At 65.3% G+C, this 15681-nt stretch carries 15 protein-coding genes and 1 pseudogene; 11 read left to right on the forward strand and 5 right to left on the reverse strand.

From position 1 onward, the window contains the following. Positions 1–240: pseudogene (locus Mgrana_RS15240) on the forward strand (PASTA domain-containing protein); the annotation flags it as partial. 9 nt (positions 241–249) lie between these two features. Continuing rightward, positions 250–579: a YraN family protein gene (locus Mgrana_RS15245; RefSeq protein WP_119358447.1), complete on the forward strand. Its 330-nt coding sequence runs from the start codon at positions 250–252 to the stop codon at positions 577–579. Here Mgrana_RS15245 and Mgrana_RS15250 read toward each other — a convergent pair. Continuing rightward, a complete protein-coding gene (locus Mgrana_RS15250) occupies positions 569–1069 on the reverse strand; it encodes a YbhB/YbcL family Raf kinase inhibitor-like protein (protein ID WP_119358448.1) in 501 nt (166 codons plus the stop codon). The two genes, Mgrana_RS15245 and Mgrana_RS15250, sit on opposite strands and share 11 nt — an antisense overlap. 96 nt (positions 1070–1165) lie before the next feature. On the opposite strand from Mgrana_RS15250, the gene Mgrana_RS15255 reads away from it, so the two are divergent. Then, the gene (locus Mgrana_RS15255; protein ID WP_119358449.1) at positions 1166–2989 is read left to right on the forward strand and encodes a menaquinone biosynthesis decarboxylase; all 1824 of its coding nucleotides are present in this window, start codon (positions 1166–1168) and stop codon (positions 2987–2989) included. 3 nt (positions 2990–2992) lie between these two features. Here the strand turns inward: Mgrana_RS15255 and Mgrana_RS15260 are convergent, their stop codons facing one another. Next, positions 2993–3427 (reverse strand): universal stress protein, encoded by a 435-nt coding sequence (locus Mgrana_RS15260; RefSeq protein ID WP_119358450.1) that lies wholly within the window; start codon positions 3425–3427, stop codon positions 2993–2995. A 229-nt stretch (positions 3428–3656) separates the two neighbouring features. Between Mgrana_RS15260 and Mgrana_RS15265 the strand changes: the two genes are divergently transcribed. Further along, the gene (locus tag Mgrana_RS15265) at positions 3657–4775 is read left to right on the forward strand and encodes a type IV pilus twitching motility protein PilT (RefSeq protein WP_119358451.1); all 1119 of its coding nucleotides are present in this window, start codon (positions 3657–3659) and stop codon (positions 4773–4775) included. 41 nt (positions 4776–4816) lie between these two features. After that, complete coding sequence (locus Mgrana_RS15270) at positions 4817–5620, forward strand: DUF72 domain-containing protein (protein ID WP_119358452.1); 804 nt, start codon at positions 4817–4819, stop codon at positions 5618–5620. Between the two features lie 5 nt (positions 5621–5625). On the opposite strand, the gene Mgrana_RS15275 is transcribed toward Mgrana_RS15270, so the two are convergent. Genes Mgrana_RS15275 through Mgrana_RS15285 form a run of 3 tightly spaced genes read right to left on the reverse strand, consistent with a single transcriptional unit; the run spans position 5626 to position 7694 of the window. Continuing rightward, entirely contained in the window at positions 5626–6825 is a 1200-nt protein-coding gene (locus Mgrana_RS15275; protein WP_119358453.1) for an MFS transporter, read from the reverse strand. After that, a complete protein-coding gene (locus Mgrana_RS15280) occupies positions 6825–7166 on the reverse strand; it encodes a hypothetical protein (protein WP_119358454.1) in 342 nt (113 codons plus the stop codon). The genes Mgrana_RS15275 and Mgrana_RS15280 overlap by 1 nt, the downstream gene beginning before the upstream one ends. Before the next feature lie 6 nt (positions 7167–7172). Then, positions 7173–7694, reverse strand: a complete 522-nt coding sequence (locus tag Mgrana_RS15285) for a helix-turn-helix transcriptional regulator (protein WP_119358455.1) — start codon at positions 7692–7694, stop codon at positions 7173–7175. 135 nt (positions 7695–7829) lie between these two features. On the opposite strand from Mgrana_RS15285, the gene Mgrana_RS15290 reads away from it, so the two are divergent. From Mgrana_RS15290 to pfkA, 6 genes are all read left to right on the forward strand, one after another. Further along, the gene (locus Mgrana_RS15290; protein ID WP_119358456.1) at positions 7830–9554 is read left to right on the forward strand and encodes a tetratricopeptide repeat protein; all 1725 of its coding nucleotides are present in this window, start codon (positions 7830–7832) and stop codon (positions 9552–9554) included. 38 nt (positions 9555–9592) lie between these two features. Then, a complete protein-coding gene (locus tag Mgrana_RS15295) occupies positions 9593–10867 on the forward strand; it encodes a peptidase S8 and S53 subtilisin kexin sedolisin (protein ID WP_119358457.1) in 1275 nt (424 codons plus the stop codon). Between the two features lie 63 nt (positions 10868–10930). Further along, a complete protein-coding gene (locus tag Mgrana_RS15300; RefSeq protein ID WP_119358461.1) occupies positions 10931–12256 on the forward strand; it encodes a S8 family peptidase in 1326 nt (441 codons plus the stop codon). Between the two features lie 33 nt (positions 12257–12289). Next, positions 12290–13534 (forward strand): ArsR family transcriptional regulator, encoded by a 1245-nt coding sequence (locus tag Mgrana_RS15305; RefSeq protein ID WP_119358458.1) that lies wholly within the window; start codon positions 12290–12292, stop codon positions 13532–13534. A 41-nt stretch (positions 13535–13575) separates the two neighbouring features. Next, positions 13576–14376 carry a 16S rRNA (cytidine(1402)-2'-O)-methyltransferase gene (gene rsmI, locus Mgrana_RS15310; protein WP_119358459.1) on the forward strand — a complete coding sequence of 267 codons (801 nt, stop codon included), beginning with the start codon at positions 13576–13578 and terminating at the stop codon, positions 14374–14376. A 60-nt stretch (positions 14377–14436) separates the two neighbouring features. Then, a complete protein-coding gene (pfkA, locus tag Mgrana_RS15315; protein ID WP_119358460.1) occupies positions 14437–15405 on the forward strand; it encodes a 6-phosphofructokinase in 969 nt (322 codons plus the stop codon). The last annotated feature ends 276 nt before the right edge of the window (positions 15406–15681 follow it).

Raw genomic sequence — 15681 nt, forward strand, 5'->3', positions numbered from 1 at the left:
CCCTCGACCCCCTCCGGACCCCAGGAGCGCCGGGTGACCGTGAGCTATACCCTGCCCCCCCAGTACCCCACCGGGACGGTGGTGGCCATTCTCGTACAGGACGAGACCGAGGTGCGCACCCTATTTGAAGGCCCGGTGGAGGCCGGTTTCACCCTTCCGGCTCAGGAGATCATCGTGCGGGGGGCTGCCACCTTTCGGGTGCTGATCAACGGGGAGCAGGTGCTGGAGACCCCCCTGTAGGGAGCGCGGATGAAAGGGGCTTGGGCCGAGGCGGTAGCCCAGCGCTACCTGCTGGCTAAGGGATACGAGCTGATCGGGCAGAACCGCCGTACCCCTTATGGGGAGATTGACCTCTGGATGAAGCAGGGCCAGGTCTACGTGGCGGTCGAGGTCAAGCAGCGCCGAAATGCCCGTTTTGGCACCCCGCTCGAGGCCCTCACCCCGCAAAAATACCAGCGCATCTACCGCTCTGCCCTCTACTTGCTGGGCCGGGACGACCTAGCCGTCCGGCTCGAGGCAGTGCTGGTGTATGGCTCCCCTCAGCAGTTTCGGCTCGAGCACCTGGAGCTCAACGCCTAAAGCTCACCTTGACGATGGCCTCCTGCAGGCGATGCTTCTGAATCGCGGCCTTGACCTGGTGCCAGGCCGCCCCTGGGGGCAGCCCCAGCGTGGCCACGTTCAGGGCGTACAGGTCAATCTGGTAGGGGGCGGACTTGGCCGGACAAGGACCGTCGTAGCCAATCTTTCCCAGGCCGTTCTGGCCCTGCTTGAGGCCATTCGGCAGCGCCGCCGCACGCGCCAACCCTTCCCCCACCTCAGCCGTAGGGGGGAGGTCGTAGAGCACCCAGCGGGGAATCAGGCCCTTGGGGAACTCCGGGTCCCAGAAGAGCAGGGCCAGGCTCTTGGTGCCGGGGGGCAGGTGGGCAAAGGTGAAGCCTGGGCTCAGGTTCTCCCCCACACAGGTGTACTTGGCCGGAATCTGGCCCGAGGCAAAGGCCGGAATATGCAGCTCGAGGCCCTGGGCTAGGCCCAACGAGAAGAGGAGGGAGCAGGCGAGGTAGCGCAGCATGGGAGGATTCAACCCGAGCCCGATGAATCCGGGCTGAAAACCGCTCCTTACCTGCCCCTACAATCCCTTTTCCGCTCACCCGCTAGGCTTGAGGGGATGTACAAGAACCTCCATGCCTTTCTGGCCGAGCTCGAGCGCCGAAGTGAGCTGATCCGGATCAAGGAGCCGGTCAGCAGCGAGCTGGAGATCACCGAGATCGCCGACCGGCTGGTCAAAAGCGGTGGCCCGGCCCTGCTCTTCGAGCGGGTGGAGGGCAAGGACTTCCCGCTGGCCATCGGGCTCTACGGTACCCCTGAGCGCACCGCACGGGCCCTGGGGGTTCCCAGCCTGGACGTGCTGGCCGAGCGGGTGGCCCAGCTTATCCAGCTCGAGCCTGGCCGGGGGGGGCTCAAGGCCTTGATGGGGCTGTTGCCCAAGCTCGGGCAGCTCCGGGGCTTCTTTCCCCGGCGGGTGCGCAGCGCCCCGGTACAGGAGGTGGTGCTGCGGGGCGCAGCGGTAGACCTCTCCCGCATACCGGTGCTCAAATGCTGGCCGCTGGATGGCGGGCCCTTCATCACCCTGCCCATCGTCATCACCAAAGACCCCGAGACCGGCGAGCCCAACCTGGGGATGTACCGGATGCAGGTTCTCGACCGGGGCTCCACCGCCATGCACTGGCAGCTCCACAAGGTCGGGCGGCGGCATTTCGAGACCGCCAAGCGGCTGGGGCGGCGGCTCGAGGTGGCGGTGGCTTTGGGCGGCGACCCCATCCTGACCTATGCCGCTACCGCCCCGGTACCGCCCATCCCCGGTGTGAGCGAGTTCAACCTGGCGGGGTTTCTGCGTGGGGTGGGGGTTGAGCTGGCCCAGGGGGTCAGCGTGGACCTGCCGGTACCCGCGGAGGCTGAGTTTGTGCTCGAGGGCTACCTTGACCCCAGCGAAGAACCCGTAGTGGAGGGGCCCTTCGGCGATCACACCGGGTTCTACACCCTAGAAGACCTCTACCCCCGCTTCCACCTTACCGCCCTCACCCACCGCCGCGACGCGATTTACCCCGCCACCATCGTGGGCCGCCCACCGATGGAGGACGCCTACTTGATCGAGGCCTCAGAACGGCTGTTTCTGCCAGCGGCACGGCTCATTCTGCCCGAGATCACCGAGTACCACATGCCCCCGGCGGGGGTAGCCCACAACTGGGTCAATGTGAGCATCCAAAAAAGCTACCCTGGGCAGGCCTATAAGGTGGCCAACGGGATGCTGGGGCTGGGGCAGATGATGTTTGCCAAGGTGATGGTGGTGCTCGATCAAGGGGCACCGCTCAAGCCCGGCCTGGACGGACTCATCGAGGCCCTGAGGCACGCCGTACCGGGGCGCGACACGCTGGTCTCGCGCGGGCCTATGGATGTTCTCGACCACTCCTCGAGGGCCATGGGGTATGGCGGAAAGCTGATCATTGACGGCACCCGAAAGCTGCCGGAGGAAGGGGGGGCGGTTCCCTTCACCCTCCGCACCCACCCCACCCTGCCCAGCCTGCCGGGGGTTCAGCAGCGGCAGTGGCCCGGGATCTGGGCCGCAACGTTTCAGAAAAATGCGCCCGGACAGGCCCGATCCCTGGCCCAGAGGCTCCTCTCGAGCCCCCAAAGCGCGGGGATCCGGCTCCTCTTGCTCACCGACGCCGACACCCAGCTGGAGGCCGATGAGCTGCTGTGGGCGGTGCTCAACAACATAGACCCGGAGCGCGATGCCTGGGTGCTGCCCGGTGCCGAAGGCCCGGTGTTGGTGCTGGATGGCACCTGCAAGCTGGCCGAGGAGGGCTTCGAGCGGCGCTGGCCACCCAAGATCCGCATGAGCCCAGAAATCGTGCGGCGGGTGGATGAGCGCTGGGAAGCGCTGGGGCTACCTCCCCTGGCCCAGCGGGAACCCGCGGCGATCCCTGAGTAGGGCCTATTTGTTGCGCAGGACCAGCACCGGCTTCTCGCAGTGGTGCAGCACCCCTTCGGTGACCGAGCCCAGCATGAAGCGGTCTAAACCGCTCCTCCCATGGGTTCCCATCACGATCAGGTCGTGATTCTTGGCCTCCTCAAGGATGGCCTCTACCGGTTTGCCCTCTACCAACTTGGTCTCAGCCGCAATCCCCACCCCCTGCGCGGCCTGGCGGGCCTTCTCGAGCGCCTCCTGCCCAACCCGCTTGAGGTCCTCCACCAGTTGGAGGCCATACGGCACGCTCTCTGGACTGATCCATAGGGCCGAACTGATGTCCTCCACCGCATACAAAAAGGTCACCTGAGCCCCCATGGCCTTGGCCACCTGTAGGCCCTCATCAATCGCCTTTTGGCTGCACTCGCTTCCATCCGTGGGCATCAGGATGCGTTGGTACATAACGACCTCCCTATGGCTTCACTCTACCGCCTGCGGAGGAGGACATCCATCCTCACGTAACGCCCCAGCAGGCAGGCGTAACGGGTTCTGGAAATGAGCTTTATCTCGACAGGGCCGAGCCGTTTCCAGAATGAGCCCTGTCAAGCGCAAAGGCACAAATTAACTTAACAGCCGCTGGTTCACCAGCGGCGCCCCATCGGTTTGGGCCTTTCTACAATCGGCTTTAACTATGACCTTTCCCGAACTGCTCACTTCCCTGGTGGCTCGAGGCGTCTCCGATATCCACATGCACACCGGTCTACCCATGATGGCCCGCAGCGACGGCAAGCTGGCCCCGGTCACCGCAGCCCCCCTGACCCCCCAGTACACCGCTTCGCTGATCGACCTGATGTGCAACGAAAAGCAAAAGGCCATCTTCGCCGAGCGCCACCAGGTAGACCTGGCCTACTCCCTCCCCGGAGTGGCCCGCTTCCGGGTCAACCTGTTTCGCCAGCGCGGCTCGGTAAGCTGCGTGATGCGGGTGGTCAACTCCGACGAGTCCAAGCTGCGCATCGTCAGCCTGCCGCGCGAAACCATCGAGTTCTTCCGCGACAAGGAAAAGGGGTTGGTCTTGGTCACCGGGCCTACCGGCTCGGGAAAATCCACCACGCTGGCCCGGGTGATTGACGAGATCAATCAGGTCCACGCCAAGATGATCGTGACGGTAGAAGACCCCATCGAGTACCTGCACAAGGGCAAGCGCTCGGTGATCGTGCAGCGCGAGCTGGGCCAGGACACCCTGAGCTTCAAGGACTCCCTGGTCGCCGCCATGCGCCAAGACCCCGATGTGATCATGATCGGCGAGATCCGCGACCACGCCACCGCTGCGGCTGCCCTCGAGGCCGCCCAGACCGGTCACCTGGTCTTCTCCACGCTGCACACCATGGACACCGTGCGCACGGTGAACCGGGTCCTCGACCTGTTCCCCCCCCACGAGCGGGATGTGGCCCGCATCCTTTTTGCCGAAAGCCTGGTGGGAATCGTCTCGCAGCGGCTCTTGCCCTCTAAGCGCGGGGGACGGGTGTGTGCAATGGAGATTCTCAAGGGCAACCTGCGCATCCGCGACCTGATCAAAGACCCCGAGCGCACCAACGAGATCTACGAGGCCCTCAAAGACTCCTCGCTCGACGGGATGCAGACCTTCGACGACCACCTGGCCGAGCTCTACGCCCAGGACCAGATTGACCTCGAGACCGCTCTGGCCAACGCCACCAGTGCCCAGTACGTCAAGGTCAAGGCCCTCCAGATCAACGCCGCCAAGCAAACCCTGATTGACGAGGCCGCCGCGATGGCCAATCGGGGCAACTAGCCCAGCCGGCTTTCCTCCGGCCAGGTGGCTAAGATAAGGCCATGGAGCTTTATCTGGGCACCGGCGGCTACACCAACGAGGACTGGGTGGGTCAGCTCTACCCGCTCGAGGCCAAGAAGGAAGAGTGGCTCTCCATCTACGCCCAGCACTTCAACGCGGTCGAGCTCAACTCCTCCTTCTACACCATTCCTGGGCGTAAGGCCTTCGCTGGAATGCTCAAGAAGTCGGGGGGGCGGGTGCACTGGGCGGTGAAGATCCACCAGAGCATGACCCATGCACTCACCGCCACCGAGGCCGATTTCCAGCGGCTCTTCGAATCGGTAGCCCCTTTGCGCGAGGCCGGGGTGCTGGGGCCTTTCCTGGCCCAGTTTCCCCAGCGCTTCCACCGCACCCCGGAAAACCGGAGGTATTTTGCCTGGTTGGCCCAGCAGTTCTCCGACCGGGACAAGGCTCCCGGGGGCCTGGCGGTGGAGTTCCGCCACCACAGCTGGGACAACCAGGAGGTGCGCCGGGCCTTCCGTGAGGCCGGGCTGATCTGGACCAGCACCGACTACCCCCCGCTGCCCGGGCTCCCCAAAAATGAGCTGCACGTGACCGGTGAGATCGCCTACATCCGCCTCTCCGGGCGAAACAAGGAGAAGTGGTACGAGGGCAAAGACCCGTCCGAGCGTCATGATTACCGCTACAGCCCGGAGGAGCTCAAGGGGTGGGTCCAGGCCCTGGCGGGGGCCCAGGAGCAGGAAGGGTTGACCCAGGCCTGGTTTATCTTCAACAACACCACCAAAGGCCACGCCCTGCACAACCTCGAGACCCTGCGCAGGCTGCTCGAGGAGGCCGGGTTCTAAGCCCGTCAGGCCGGGGTCTGTTGGTGCTCCACCCGGCCCACATCCTGCCGCCCCAGGAAAAACCCAATGCCGATGAGCATAAAGAGCGCGGAGAAGAGATAGGGATACTCCGGGTGTAGGCTGTACAGCCCGGTTCCGACCAGCGGGCCCAACATGCGCCCCAAAGCCTGAACCGAGCTGGATAATCCGGCCACCGCCCCCTGCTCGTTATCGGAAACCGCCAGCGACTGCGCCGCCGTGACCCCCGGCCCGGCAAAGGCCCCACCGGCCCCCAGCAACACCAGCGCCCCGGTGAGCAGCCAGAACGAGTGAGCCAGCACCAGGCCCAGATAGCCCAAAAGCGCCAGGGGCAGCCCCACCGCCAGCAGGGCCCGCGGCGACCACTTCACCGCCCGCACCACAAACCCCTGGATGAACACCGCAATCAAGCCAAAGGCCACCAAAGCGATCCCGACGGTCTGGGCGGTGCGCTCCGGGCTCAGCCCCAGGCGATCTTGGTAATAAAAAGACACCGTCTGCTCCATGGCGACCGAGGAAAGGTTGACGATGAGCCCCAGCAGCAGAATGGGCCAGATGCGGGGATCGCCAAAGCCCAGCCGGGGCGGCGTGGCTGGGCGTTCTTCGGCTTTGCGAGACTCGGGCAAAACCAAGCGCACAAAGAGGGCGTTGAGCAGGGCCAGGCTAGCCGAAAACAGCACGGGCACCAGCAGCCCCAGCCCGGCCAACCCCGCCCCAATCGCCGGGCCAAAGATCACCCCCAGCCCAAAGGCGGCTCCCAGCAGGGCGAAGTTTTGGGTACGCCGCTCCCTCGAGGTGATATCGGCCAGATAGGCCTGCGCGGTGGGTAGGGTGGCAGAGGAAAAGGCCCCGCCCAGAAGCCGGCTGGCCAGCATCAGGCCAAACAGCGGAAGCCCGCTCAGCACCCCTTTAAACCCCAGCCAGCCAAACAAGGCAAAGAGGAAAAACCCCGCCGCAAACCCCAGAATGCCGCGCAGAAGGATCGGTTTGCGGCCCAGCACCTCACTCCTGCGCCCCCAGTAGGGGGCCAGCAGAAACTGCATCAAGGCGTACCCGGTAGAGAACAAACCGGTCTGGACCTCAGAGAAGTGGAGTTCTCGAGCCAGCGGCCCAATGATGGGGAACAGAATCGAGAGGCCAAGAATGCTGTTGAACAGGGTCAAAAAGAGCAGGGGTAGGGGGTTCATCACAGCACCACCTCGATGGCGGCAAACCCTGCCAGCAGTAAGGCCACCGCGCCCCACAGCAGCGGCACCGGCTTGGGCGACCGGGCGGCCAGATGGGCCACCACCGCCGCCAGGATCATCAGCGCCGGGTGCAGGACGAAGGGGGTCAGGGGCAGCTTGAGCACCACCATCATCACCACCCCCCACAAAACCTGTAGGTCCAACAGCCCCACCACCGCCATCCGCAGGCCCCGAGCCGGGGTCTTGCGGGAGAAGCTGGCATACAGGGCCAGGAGGATCGTCAGGGCTATGACCAGCTCACCCAGGTGGCGATGTCCAGTGATCCAAAAGCTTGTTTCCATTGCCGTTTACCTCACTTTTTCCCTAAATTCCGCCAGCAGACCCTGCAGATAGCGGTGCTCGGCCTCCATGCGGGCCAGGATGAAACCCAAGGCGTATCCCCCACGCTCATGGCCATGGGTGGGCGCGGCCTGCCGCAGGAGAGCCAGGGTCTTTTCCAGGCCCTGGAGTTGCTGCTCCAGGCAATGGGCCGCCTGTTGGGGCTCGAGGGCCTCCAGAAACAGCAGCCCCGCAGCCCCTGGGCTGTATCCGGGCTGGTAGCTGGAAAGCTGAAGCTGCAACAGCCGGAAAAACTCCTCCTCCCCCGCTGGAGTGACCGAGTACACCCGGCGCTCCGGCCGTTCCCCCTGGCGCTCCCGCTGCTCCTGCACCAACCCCTCCAGCAGCAGTTGATGCAGCAGGTGATAGGCTGTGGGGCGCTTGAAATCGGCCAGGTAGCTCAGGTCTCGATCCACGATCTCCCCCAGCTGATAGCCGTGCATCCGCCGCAGGCGCAGGAGCCCCAGCAAGAGTAGGCGCCGCTGATCCATACCGCCCTTCAGGATGAGGCTAAATCTCTAAATAGTCAAGATTTTAATATTAAAACCCGTAACATTAGGCCCAGACTCCCCCGGATGGGTTGAAATAGGCACGGAGGGGAACCGGCATCTGGTAGCTTGAAAAGCATGCTCCGCACGCTCGGCGGACTACAGCTCGAGGGGGAAGCGTTTAGCCGGATCAAGCCACTATTGCTGGTCGCCTATCTGGCCCTTGAGGGGGCCCAGCCCCGCCGCAGATTGGCAGAGATGTTCTGGCCCGAGGCCCAGGACCCCCTCAACAGCCTCTCGGTGGCCCTGAGCCAGCTTCGCCCGTTTGGGGTCATTGAGGGCGAGGAGGTGCTGCGGGCGGTGATCCCCACCGATCTCGAGCCCCTACACCGGGCCCTACGCGAAGGGCAGCTTTCCGAGGTACGCCGGCTCTACCGGGGGGCCTTTTTGGAAGGGGTGGAGGCGCCCCTGGGGGAGGAGCTGGAGGAGTGGGTTTGGGAGGCCCGTGAACAGATCGCACTGGAGGTGTACCAGGGTTACGCGGCGCAAGCCAGGGCCTGGTTTGCCCTGGGATTTACCGAGAGGGGGCAGGCCCTCCTGAGCGAGGCCCTGGGCCTGAGTGGGGTGCGCCATGCCCTGGAGGTACACACCCCCCCCTCACCTTGCCCTGAGCCCCTCCCACGTGAGGTGCGCAAGGCCTACTGGGCCTATGCCCTGCTGCCTGGGCGGGCCGCCGAAGTGTTATCGCTAAACCCCGAGGCCCTCGAGCAGCTATATGAGGCACGCCTTCTGGACGGAACCGGCCAGGCCAAACCCCTGGAGGGGCTGACCCCCAACGCTCTCACAGGGTTGCCGCTCGAGGCGCAGGAGGTCGCCCTGGCCCTGGCTCGTCGACTCCCGCCGCGCAAGGCCCTGCGTTTGTACCAGATAGGAAGAGCATTATGGAGCGCAGAGGACCAGGAGCGAGCCGGACAGGCCCTTCTGGCCGAGGCCCGGAGCCTGCTTTCTGAGAACCCCGCCGAGAGTCTGCGCCTACTGCAAGGACTGCCCCTGGAAACCCAGGTACAGCTCCTGCGAGCCCGGGCGCTGGAACGGCTGGGCCGGTATCAGGAAGCCCTGGAGGCCCTGGAAGAAATGGGCTTACAGGGGGCCGAGACTGCCGCTGTGCGGGGAAATCTCCTCTTTCGCCTGGGCCAGCCCGGAGCCGAGGCCCAGATCCAAGAAGCCCTACAGGGGAGCACCTGGGCTCAGGGAGAGGCCCTCAACCTCCAGGGCCTGCTGGCCTTCAGCCGGGGGGAGTTTAGCTCGGCAGCAGCCCTGTTTGCCCGAGCAGCGGTGCGCTTCCTGGCCGCGGCGGAAACCGCCCGACAGGTAGATGCCCTGAACAACCGGGCGGTAGCGCTGTTTGAGCAGGGCAGCCCGGAAGCCGAGGCGGTGCTGGGCGAGGCATTAAAGGCTGCCGGCGAGGTGCCCCTGCTGCGGGCTCGAGCCCTGCTCAATCTGGGGGTGATGCGGGAGCGCCAGGGGCGCGGGGAGGAAGCCCAGCAGTTGTACCGGCAGTCCCTCGAGGCTGCGCAAAAGGCCGGGGCGCTCGAGGCCGAGGGCCGGGCCTGGAACAATCTGGGGGCACTTTTTCACCGGCAGGGCAAGCCGGAGGAGGCCGAGGCCGCCTACCGCAACGCCCTGGCCCGGGCCCGGGAGGGGCGGGAGTGGATGCTCACCGCAGCGGTTCTGGCCAACCTGGCCGAGCTCAGGGGTGACCCGGAAAGCCTCGAGGAGGCCATCGCCCTGCTGCAGGAGGCCCGCTACACCGTGTTGGCCGAGCGTTACCGGGGTCGGCTAGGGGCGTTCAGGCCCCGTTAAGGATGGGTTTGCTAAGGTTTCCCGTGGAGGTAGAACCGATGAAACACACCTCTCGTCTTCTGCTCCTGGTTTTCGGTGTTCTGCTTGCAGCCTGCGGTGGGGGCAGCAGCCCACCCCCCAGCAGCATCACCCTCACCGTGGTGGATGGCCAAAACCTGGGGTATTCCGCCAGTTACCAACTGGGTAGCGGGGCCTGGACGGCGCTTACCCTGAGCAGCAGCAATACCTATACCCTCAATTTGAGCGGTAACACCGTTTACGGCATAGCAGTACGCTGTAACCCCCTCCTACCGGGGATGGCCACCGAGGTACACCTGATTCAGGCCGCCGCCACAGAGCTATCCAACCCCAAGGTAACCTGCAGCGGGCCTAACCCTAGCACGGTGGCCTACACCCTCAACGTGGATGTCTCGGGGGTGCCGGGGGTGGTCGCAGGGGATACGGTCGCGGTCAGCGGAAAAGGCTTCAGCGCCGGGGGCAACGTGCTCAACCCGGCCAATCCGGTGACGGTCAGCCTGTTTGCCCCCGCCGGAACCCAAGACCTGCTGGTGACGGTGAGCGCCTCGGGCAACCCCACCAACTACAAAGTGGCTAAGGTGCTACGAAATGTAAACATCAGCAATGGGGGCTCGAGCAGTACCTCGCTTGGCGCAGCCGATGCCCTCACACCAGCCAACCTCTCGGTCAGCGTTCCGAGCGGCTTTACTCCCACCTTTGGCAGCGCATCGGTGAACTATCTGAGCAACGATAGCCAAGGCCAGGGCCAGGTGGGGCATGCCACCGGGAGCGCAGCGACCAGCTTCCCCTACCGCCCGGTCAGCGGGTTCGGGGCTGGGGATCGCTACTTGGCCTCCGCCCAGGCTGGGAATAGCGGCAACGTGCTGGAGCGCTACAAAGGCGGTTCCGGTGGGGCCCTCAGCCTGACCCTGCCCAACCCCTGGGCTCCGGGCAGCCTCAGCCTGAGCGCACAGGCCCACCCCACAGTGAGCGGGCTGAGCTATGGCGGGGCCAATCTCCAGGCCTACCGGCTCGAGCTAGAAGACTCCACCCTGATCTACCAGGTCACCCTGGGCAAGGGCTGGCTGGGCAGCAACACCACCTACACTTTCCCCGACCTAGCCATCCCGTTGGGCTATACCCCCTTCGCCAATGCCAGCACCGTTCAGGCCTCGGTGAGCGCCCTGCTTTCGCCCAGCCCCGTGCTGAGCCTGGACGAAAGCGATCCGGCCTCCTTCACCGCTACTACCGATATCGCCCTGGCCATCGCCACCGGCATCTACACGGTGGGGGGAAGCAACCTGAGCCTCCCCTAGCCATGCCGATCTGGATCCTGGATGTTGCAGGAGAAAGCCTTCTCCTGGTGGAGAGAACCCGAGATGAAGAGGTATGTTCGCATCTTCTGGCTGGCCTGGGTGGTGCTTTGGGGCGTGGGATGCTCGCCCCAAGGCCCCTCGGTATCCCTTTCGCTCTCTCGAGCGGCCCCTGGGGAGGAGGTGGAGGCCCGACTCACTGGGATCAGCAGCCAGGGGGCCCTGGTTTATGTGGGCGGCGTAGAGGCCCTGGTCACCGGGCGTGATGGCGGGCGGCTCTGGTTCAGGGTACCGGGGTTGCCAGGGGGGCCCCAGCCAGTGCGGGTGGTGAGTGGGGGTCAGGAGGCCCGAGGGATGCTCTCGGTGCTGGGCACGGTGGATCCCAGCCGGGTACTGTTGCGGCTGCCCTTGGGCCAAACCCCTAGGCTACCCACCGGCTTTACCCTGGAACGGCTGGACGACCTGCAGGGCTGTGGCTTCGCCCTGGCCGAGCTGGGCTATAGCGGCGAGACCCTGGGCCGGGCCCTGGCCGAGCTCGAGGCCCAGGATCCCAGCTACAAAGCCGACCCCGAGAGCCTTTGGAGCCTGGGCGCAACCCAGGGAGGCCCGGTGGTGGGGGCTCCATTGGCCCAGAGCCGGGGTCACCGGGGCCAGGGGGTGCAGGTTGCGGTACTGGACACCGGGGTAGACCCCGCGGTTCCCCAGCTTCAGGGGTATGACGTTGTGGAGGACGACACCGTTCCCCAGGATGCCTTCCCAGGTGGGCATGGTACCGGAGCAGCAGGGTTGGTCAAAGAGGTAGCCCCCGAGGCCGCAATCCTGCCGGTGCGGGTTTGCGACGCCAGCGGGGTCTGCCGGGCCAGCCGGGTGGTCCGCGGGGTGTGTTGGGTGGTTCAGCACCACCAGGGCCCTACCGTGCTCAGCCTGAGTCTGGGGGGGGACACCCCGGTAGAAGCCCTGAAGCTGGCCTTGCAGGCGGCTTTAGGCCAGGGCCTCCCGGTCGCTACGGCGGCCGGCAACCAGGGCAACCAGGGCAGCCCGACCCACTACCCAGCGGCCTTTGACCTGCCAGGGCTGGTGGCGGTGGGGGCCTTGCAAGCCTCCCCGACGGGCTGGCAGCCGGCCCCCTACAGCACCCAAGGTTCGTACGTTGATCTGGCCGCACCCGGCACAGACCTGGACTGCGTCCAGCCAGGAGGGGCGACGGGCAGTTGCACCGGCACCTCCTTCGCCACACCGCTGGTGGCCGGAGCCATGGCCTTGTGGCTCGAGACCCAGCCCACCCTAACCCCGGCCCAGCTTCAGCAGGCCCTGCAGCAGCACGCCAAACCCCTGCCCTACCCTGCCCAGGCGGTGGGAGCAGGGATGCTCGACCTGAGCCAGGCTCCTTGAGCCCACGGACTTCGAAGCAACAAAAGAGAATCTATGAAACCCCTTTGGCCCTTCTTTGCGCTGGTATCCCTCCTGACCGCCTGCTCGGGCGGCGGGCCTCAGGCCCTGAACGTCACCCTGGTAGATGGGCTCGGGGAGCCCCTACAGCCCCTCGCCGCGGCCTGGCGGTTGGGCCCTCCCCCCTCCACTGCTGGCCTGCCCTGGAATGCCCTGCCCACATCCCAAAGCAGTTGGAGCCTACCCATCCCCCCAGGGGCCCGTTTCCAGGTGGCCTTCCGCTGCCCCAACAGCGGTTCCGCTCAATCCTATGTCAGCCTGGATCTGAACCAGGCAGAGCTCTCCTCGAGCCTTGTGGTGCGCTGCCCCAGCGCCTATGCCAGCCCCACCGTGACGGTTGGGGGTAGCCTGAGCCAGACCCTTCAAAGCGGTACCGCGGCCTCTGCCCGGGGTCAGGTTTCCCTCAGCGGGGCGGCTTTTACCGGCCTGCCCCTACCCCAAGGCATCGGGCGCGAGGTAGGGGTCTTCGGGGTAGACAGCGGGGGAACCCCGTACTTTGGCCGCACCGGCCCCATTTCGGTAGGGCCGGGCACAACCCTGGTAGGGCCCATCCCCCTGGCCGCCACCCCAACCCTAACCGTCACCGCCCCTCCCAGTTTCCTCTCTGAGGCCAGCCTGATCCTCACCACTTCTGTCCAGGTCCCCCTGGCCGCTTGGCCCGGAGGAACCCAGGGAGTGGGCCGCCCCAGCCTTTCGGCAAAAGACATCTTCCAGTTCTGGACCTACCACGGGTTTAGTCACGCCTTCTGGCGGATGGATGCTATGGATCCGGCAGTCGCCGCTGGGGCCACACTGAACCTTGGCGTGCCTCCCCTGAGCCTCTCGGGCAACCAGACCCACACCGCCACGGCCCTTCCCGCCTTTAGCAACCTGAGCGCCGGAGGTTTCAGCTCGGGCCTTTCCTTCCTGGGCTATGCCCTCTCCCTGGAAGAGCCGGGGGTGCGCAGCTGGCGGCACTATCTGAGCCCAGGGGCCTTGGGGAGCAGTTCCACCTACGCCTTGGACTTGGAGAACGCCCCGGGATTCTCCGGGGTGGTGCCCACGCCGGGCCAGGGCGTACAGCTATATGCCAGCGCCTTCGCCGGAAACCAGGCCCTGAGCGCTCTTCTCGCGGCCAAGCCCATTCTCAGCGAAACCGTCGCCCACCACACCCTGTTCCTGGATCGGATTTGGCCGGTGCACCTCGAGGCCACCTTCTTGCAGAGCAGCTTCACCTGGTGAGAGCATCGAGGCCCCCCCCGGGCTAGGGCTAAACTGAAGGGGTGCGTCTGGTCCTTGTGCCCACCCCCATCGGCAACCTCGAGGACATCACCCTGCGGACCATCCGGGAGCTCCGGGAAGCCGAGGCAATCGCCTGCGAGGACACCCGGCGCACCGGTATCTTGCTCAAGCACCTGGGCATTTCCAAGCCGATGGTGCGGCTCGACCAGCACACCGTGGGCCAGGCCAAGCGACTGCTGGAGGGGTATGAACGGGTGGCCTACGCGACCGATGCCGGTACGCCGGGCATCTCCGACCCCGGCGCCGAGTTGGTAGCCCTGGCGCTGAAGGAGGGCTGGCACCTCGAGGTGCTGCCCGGCCCCACCGCCCTGATCCCGGCCCTGGTGGCCTCGGGCCTGCCCACGGCCCGGTTTGCCTTTGAGGGGTTCCTGCCCCAGAAGCGCTCTGAGCGGAGGGAGCGGCTGGAGCAGGTTGCGGTGGGCCGAACGGTGGTGCTCTACGAGGCCCCCCATCGCTTGCGCGAGACCCTGCAAGACCTCCTCCAGATATACGGCCCCGAACACCCGGTGGCCGTGGCCCGCGAGATCTCCAAGCTGCACGAGGAAATCTGGCGGGGAAGCCTGGGGGACGCCCTGGTCTACTTTCAAGAACCCCGGGGGGAGCTGGTGCTGGTGTTGGCCCCGAGGCCGCCAGGCCCCAAAACGCGCGATACAGAGGGGCTGCTCGAGGCCCTCAAAGCCCAGGGGCTGACGGGGAAAGCCTTGGTTAGGGCCCTGACCGAGGCCGGGGTCTCGCGCAATGAGGCCTATTCCCTTGCACACAAACCTGACTCGAGTGGGTAAACTGGCTTGGGTTTTATAGCCCTGCGCCCTGGGTGCTGGGCGCTCAACGAGGTTTTTTGCATGAAGCGAATTGGGGTGTTTACCAGTGGGGGCGATGCTCCTGGAATGAATGCGGCCATTCGGGCGGTGGTGCGTACAGGGGTCGCAGCGGGGCTCGAGGTGGTGGGCATTCGCAGCGGCTACGAGGGCATGATCGCGGGAGACCTGATCCCGCTGGGGCCGCGGGATGTGGCCAATACCCTCCAGCGCGGCGGGACCATGCTATTTACCGCTCGCAGCAAGGAGTTCCTGACCCCCGAGGGACGGGCCAAAGCCGCGGCCAACCTCAGAACCGCAGGGGTCGAGGGGCTGGTGTGCATCGGTGGAGACGGCAGCTACCGCGGGGCGCTAAAGCTGATGCAGGAGCACGATATCCCTGTGGTGGGGGCCCCTGGCACAATTGACAACGACCTTTACGGCAGCGATTACACCATCGGCTTTGACACCGCGGTCAACATTGCCCTAGACGCCATTGACCGCATTCGGGACACCGCGGCCAGCCACTCCCGGGTATTTTTCATCGAGGTGATGGGGCGCCACGCGGGGTTTATCGCGCTCGAGGTCGGCATTGCCGGAGGGGCTGAGGTCATCGTGCTGCCGGAAGATCCGGTTGATCCCTCGGTTTGCGCCGAGGTGATCCGGGACTCGAGCCGCAAAGGCAAGCGCAGTTCCATCGTGGTGGTCGCCGAAGGGGGCTACCCAGGTGGGGCGCAGGGATTGGCCGAGGCCGTGAAGACCCGTTCGGGCATTGAGCCCAAAGTGACGGTGCTGGGGCATATTCAGCGCGGTGGAAGCCCCACCGCGATGGACCGGGTGCTGGCTAGCCGGTTGGGAGCCGCTGGTGTGGAGGCCCTACTGGCCGGTAAGCGGGGTGTGGCCGTAGGGCAGATCAACGACGAGATCGCCCTCACGCCGCTCGAGGAGGCGGTGCAGCAGCGGAAGGACATCAACCGCCTCAAGTACAAGCTGGCTCAGGTCTTGGCTTTGTAAACCCCATAGCCCAGAGATTATCCTTTTGAGCTCGGTATTTCAGGCTCCACTCGAGTTGCTGAAGGCCAAACTACAGCGCGACAGGGTACTACCTGAACAAGCTGGGGGCATATGGTAAGCTCCAGTAGATTGTGGAGGGGCAAGGAACTAGTGGTCTGGTAACCAATATTCCGGCATAATAATTCCATGAAACAAGCCAGTACCAGCAGGGTACACCTGAGCGCCGAAGAACGTGAGCACTTGGAGCAGATGGTCAAGAAGATGGCGTGCGGGGCA

This window comes from Meiothermus granaticius NBRC 107808 (genome assembly GCF_003574355.1).
In the GTDB taxonomy this organism is placed as follows: Bacteria; Deinococcota; Deinococci; order Deinococcales; family Thermaceae; genus Meiothermus; species Meiothermus granaticius.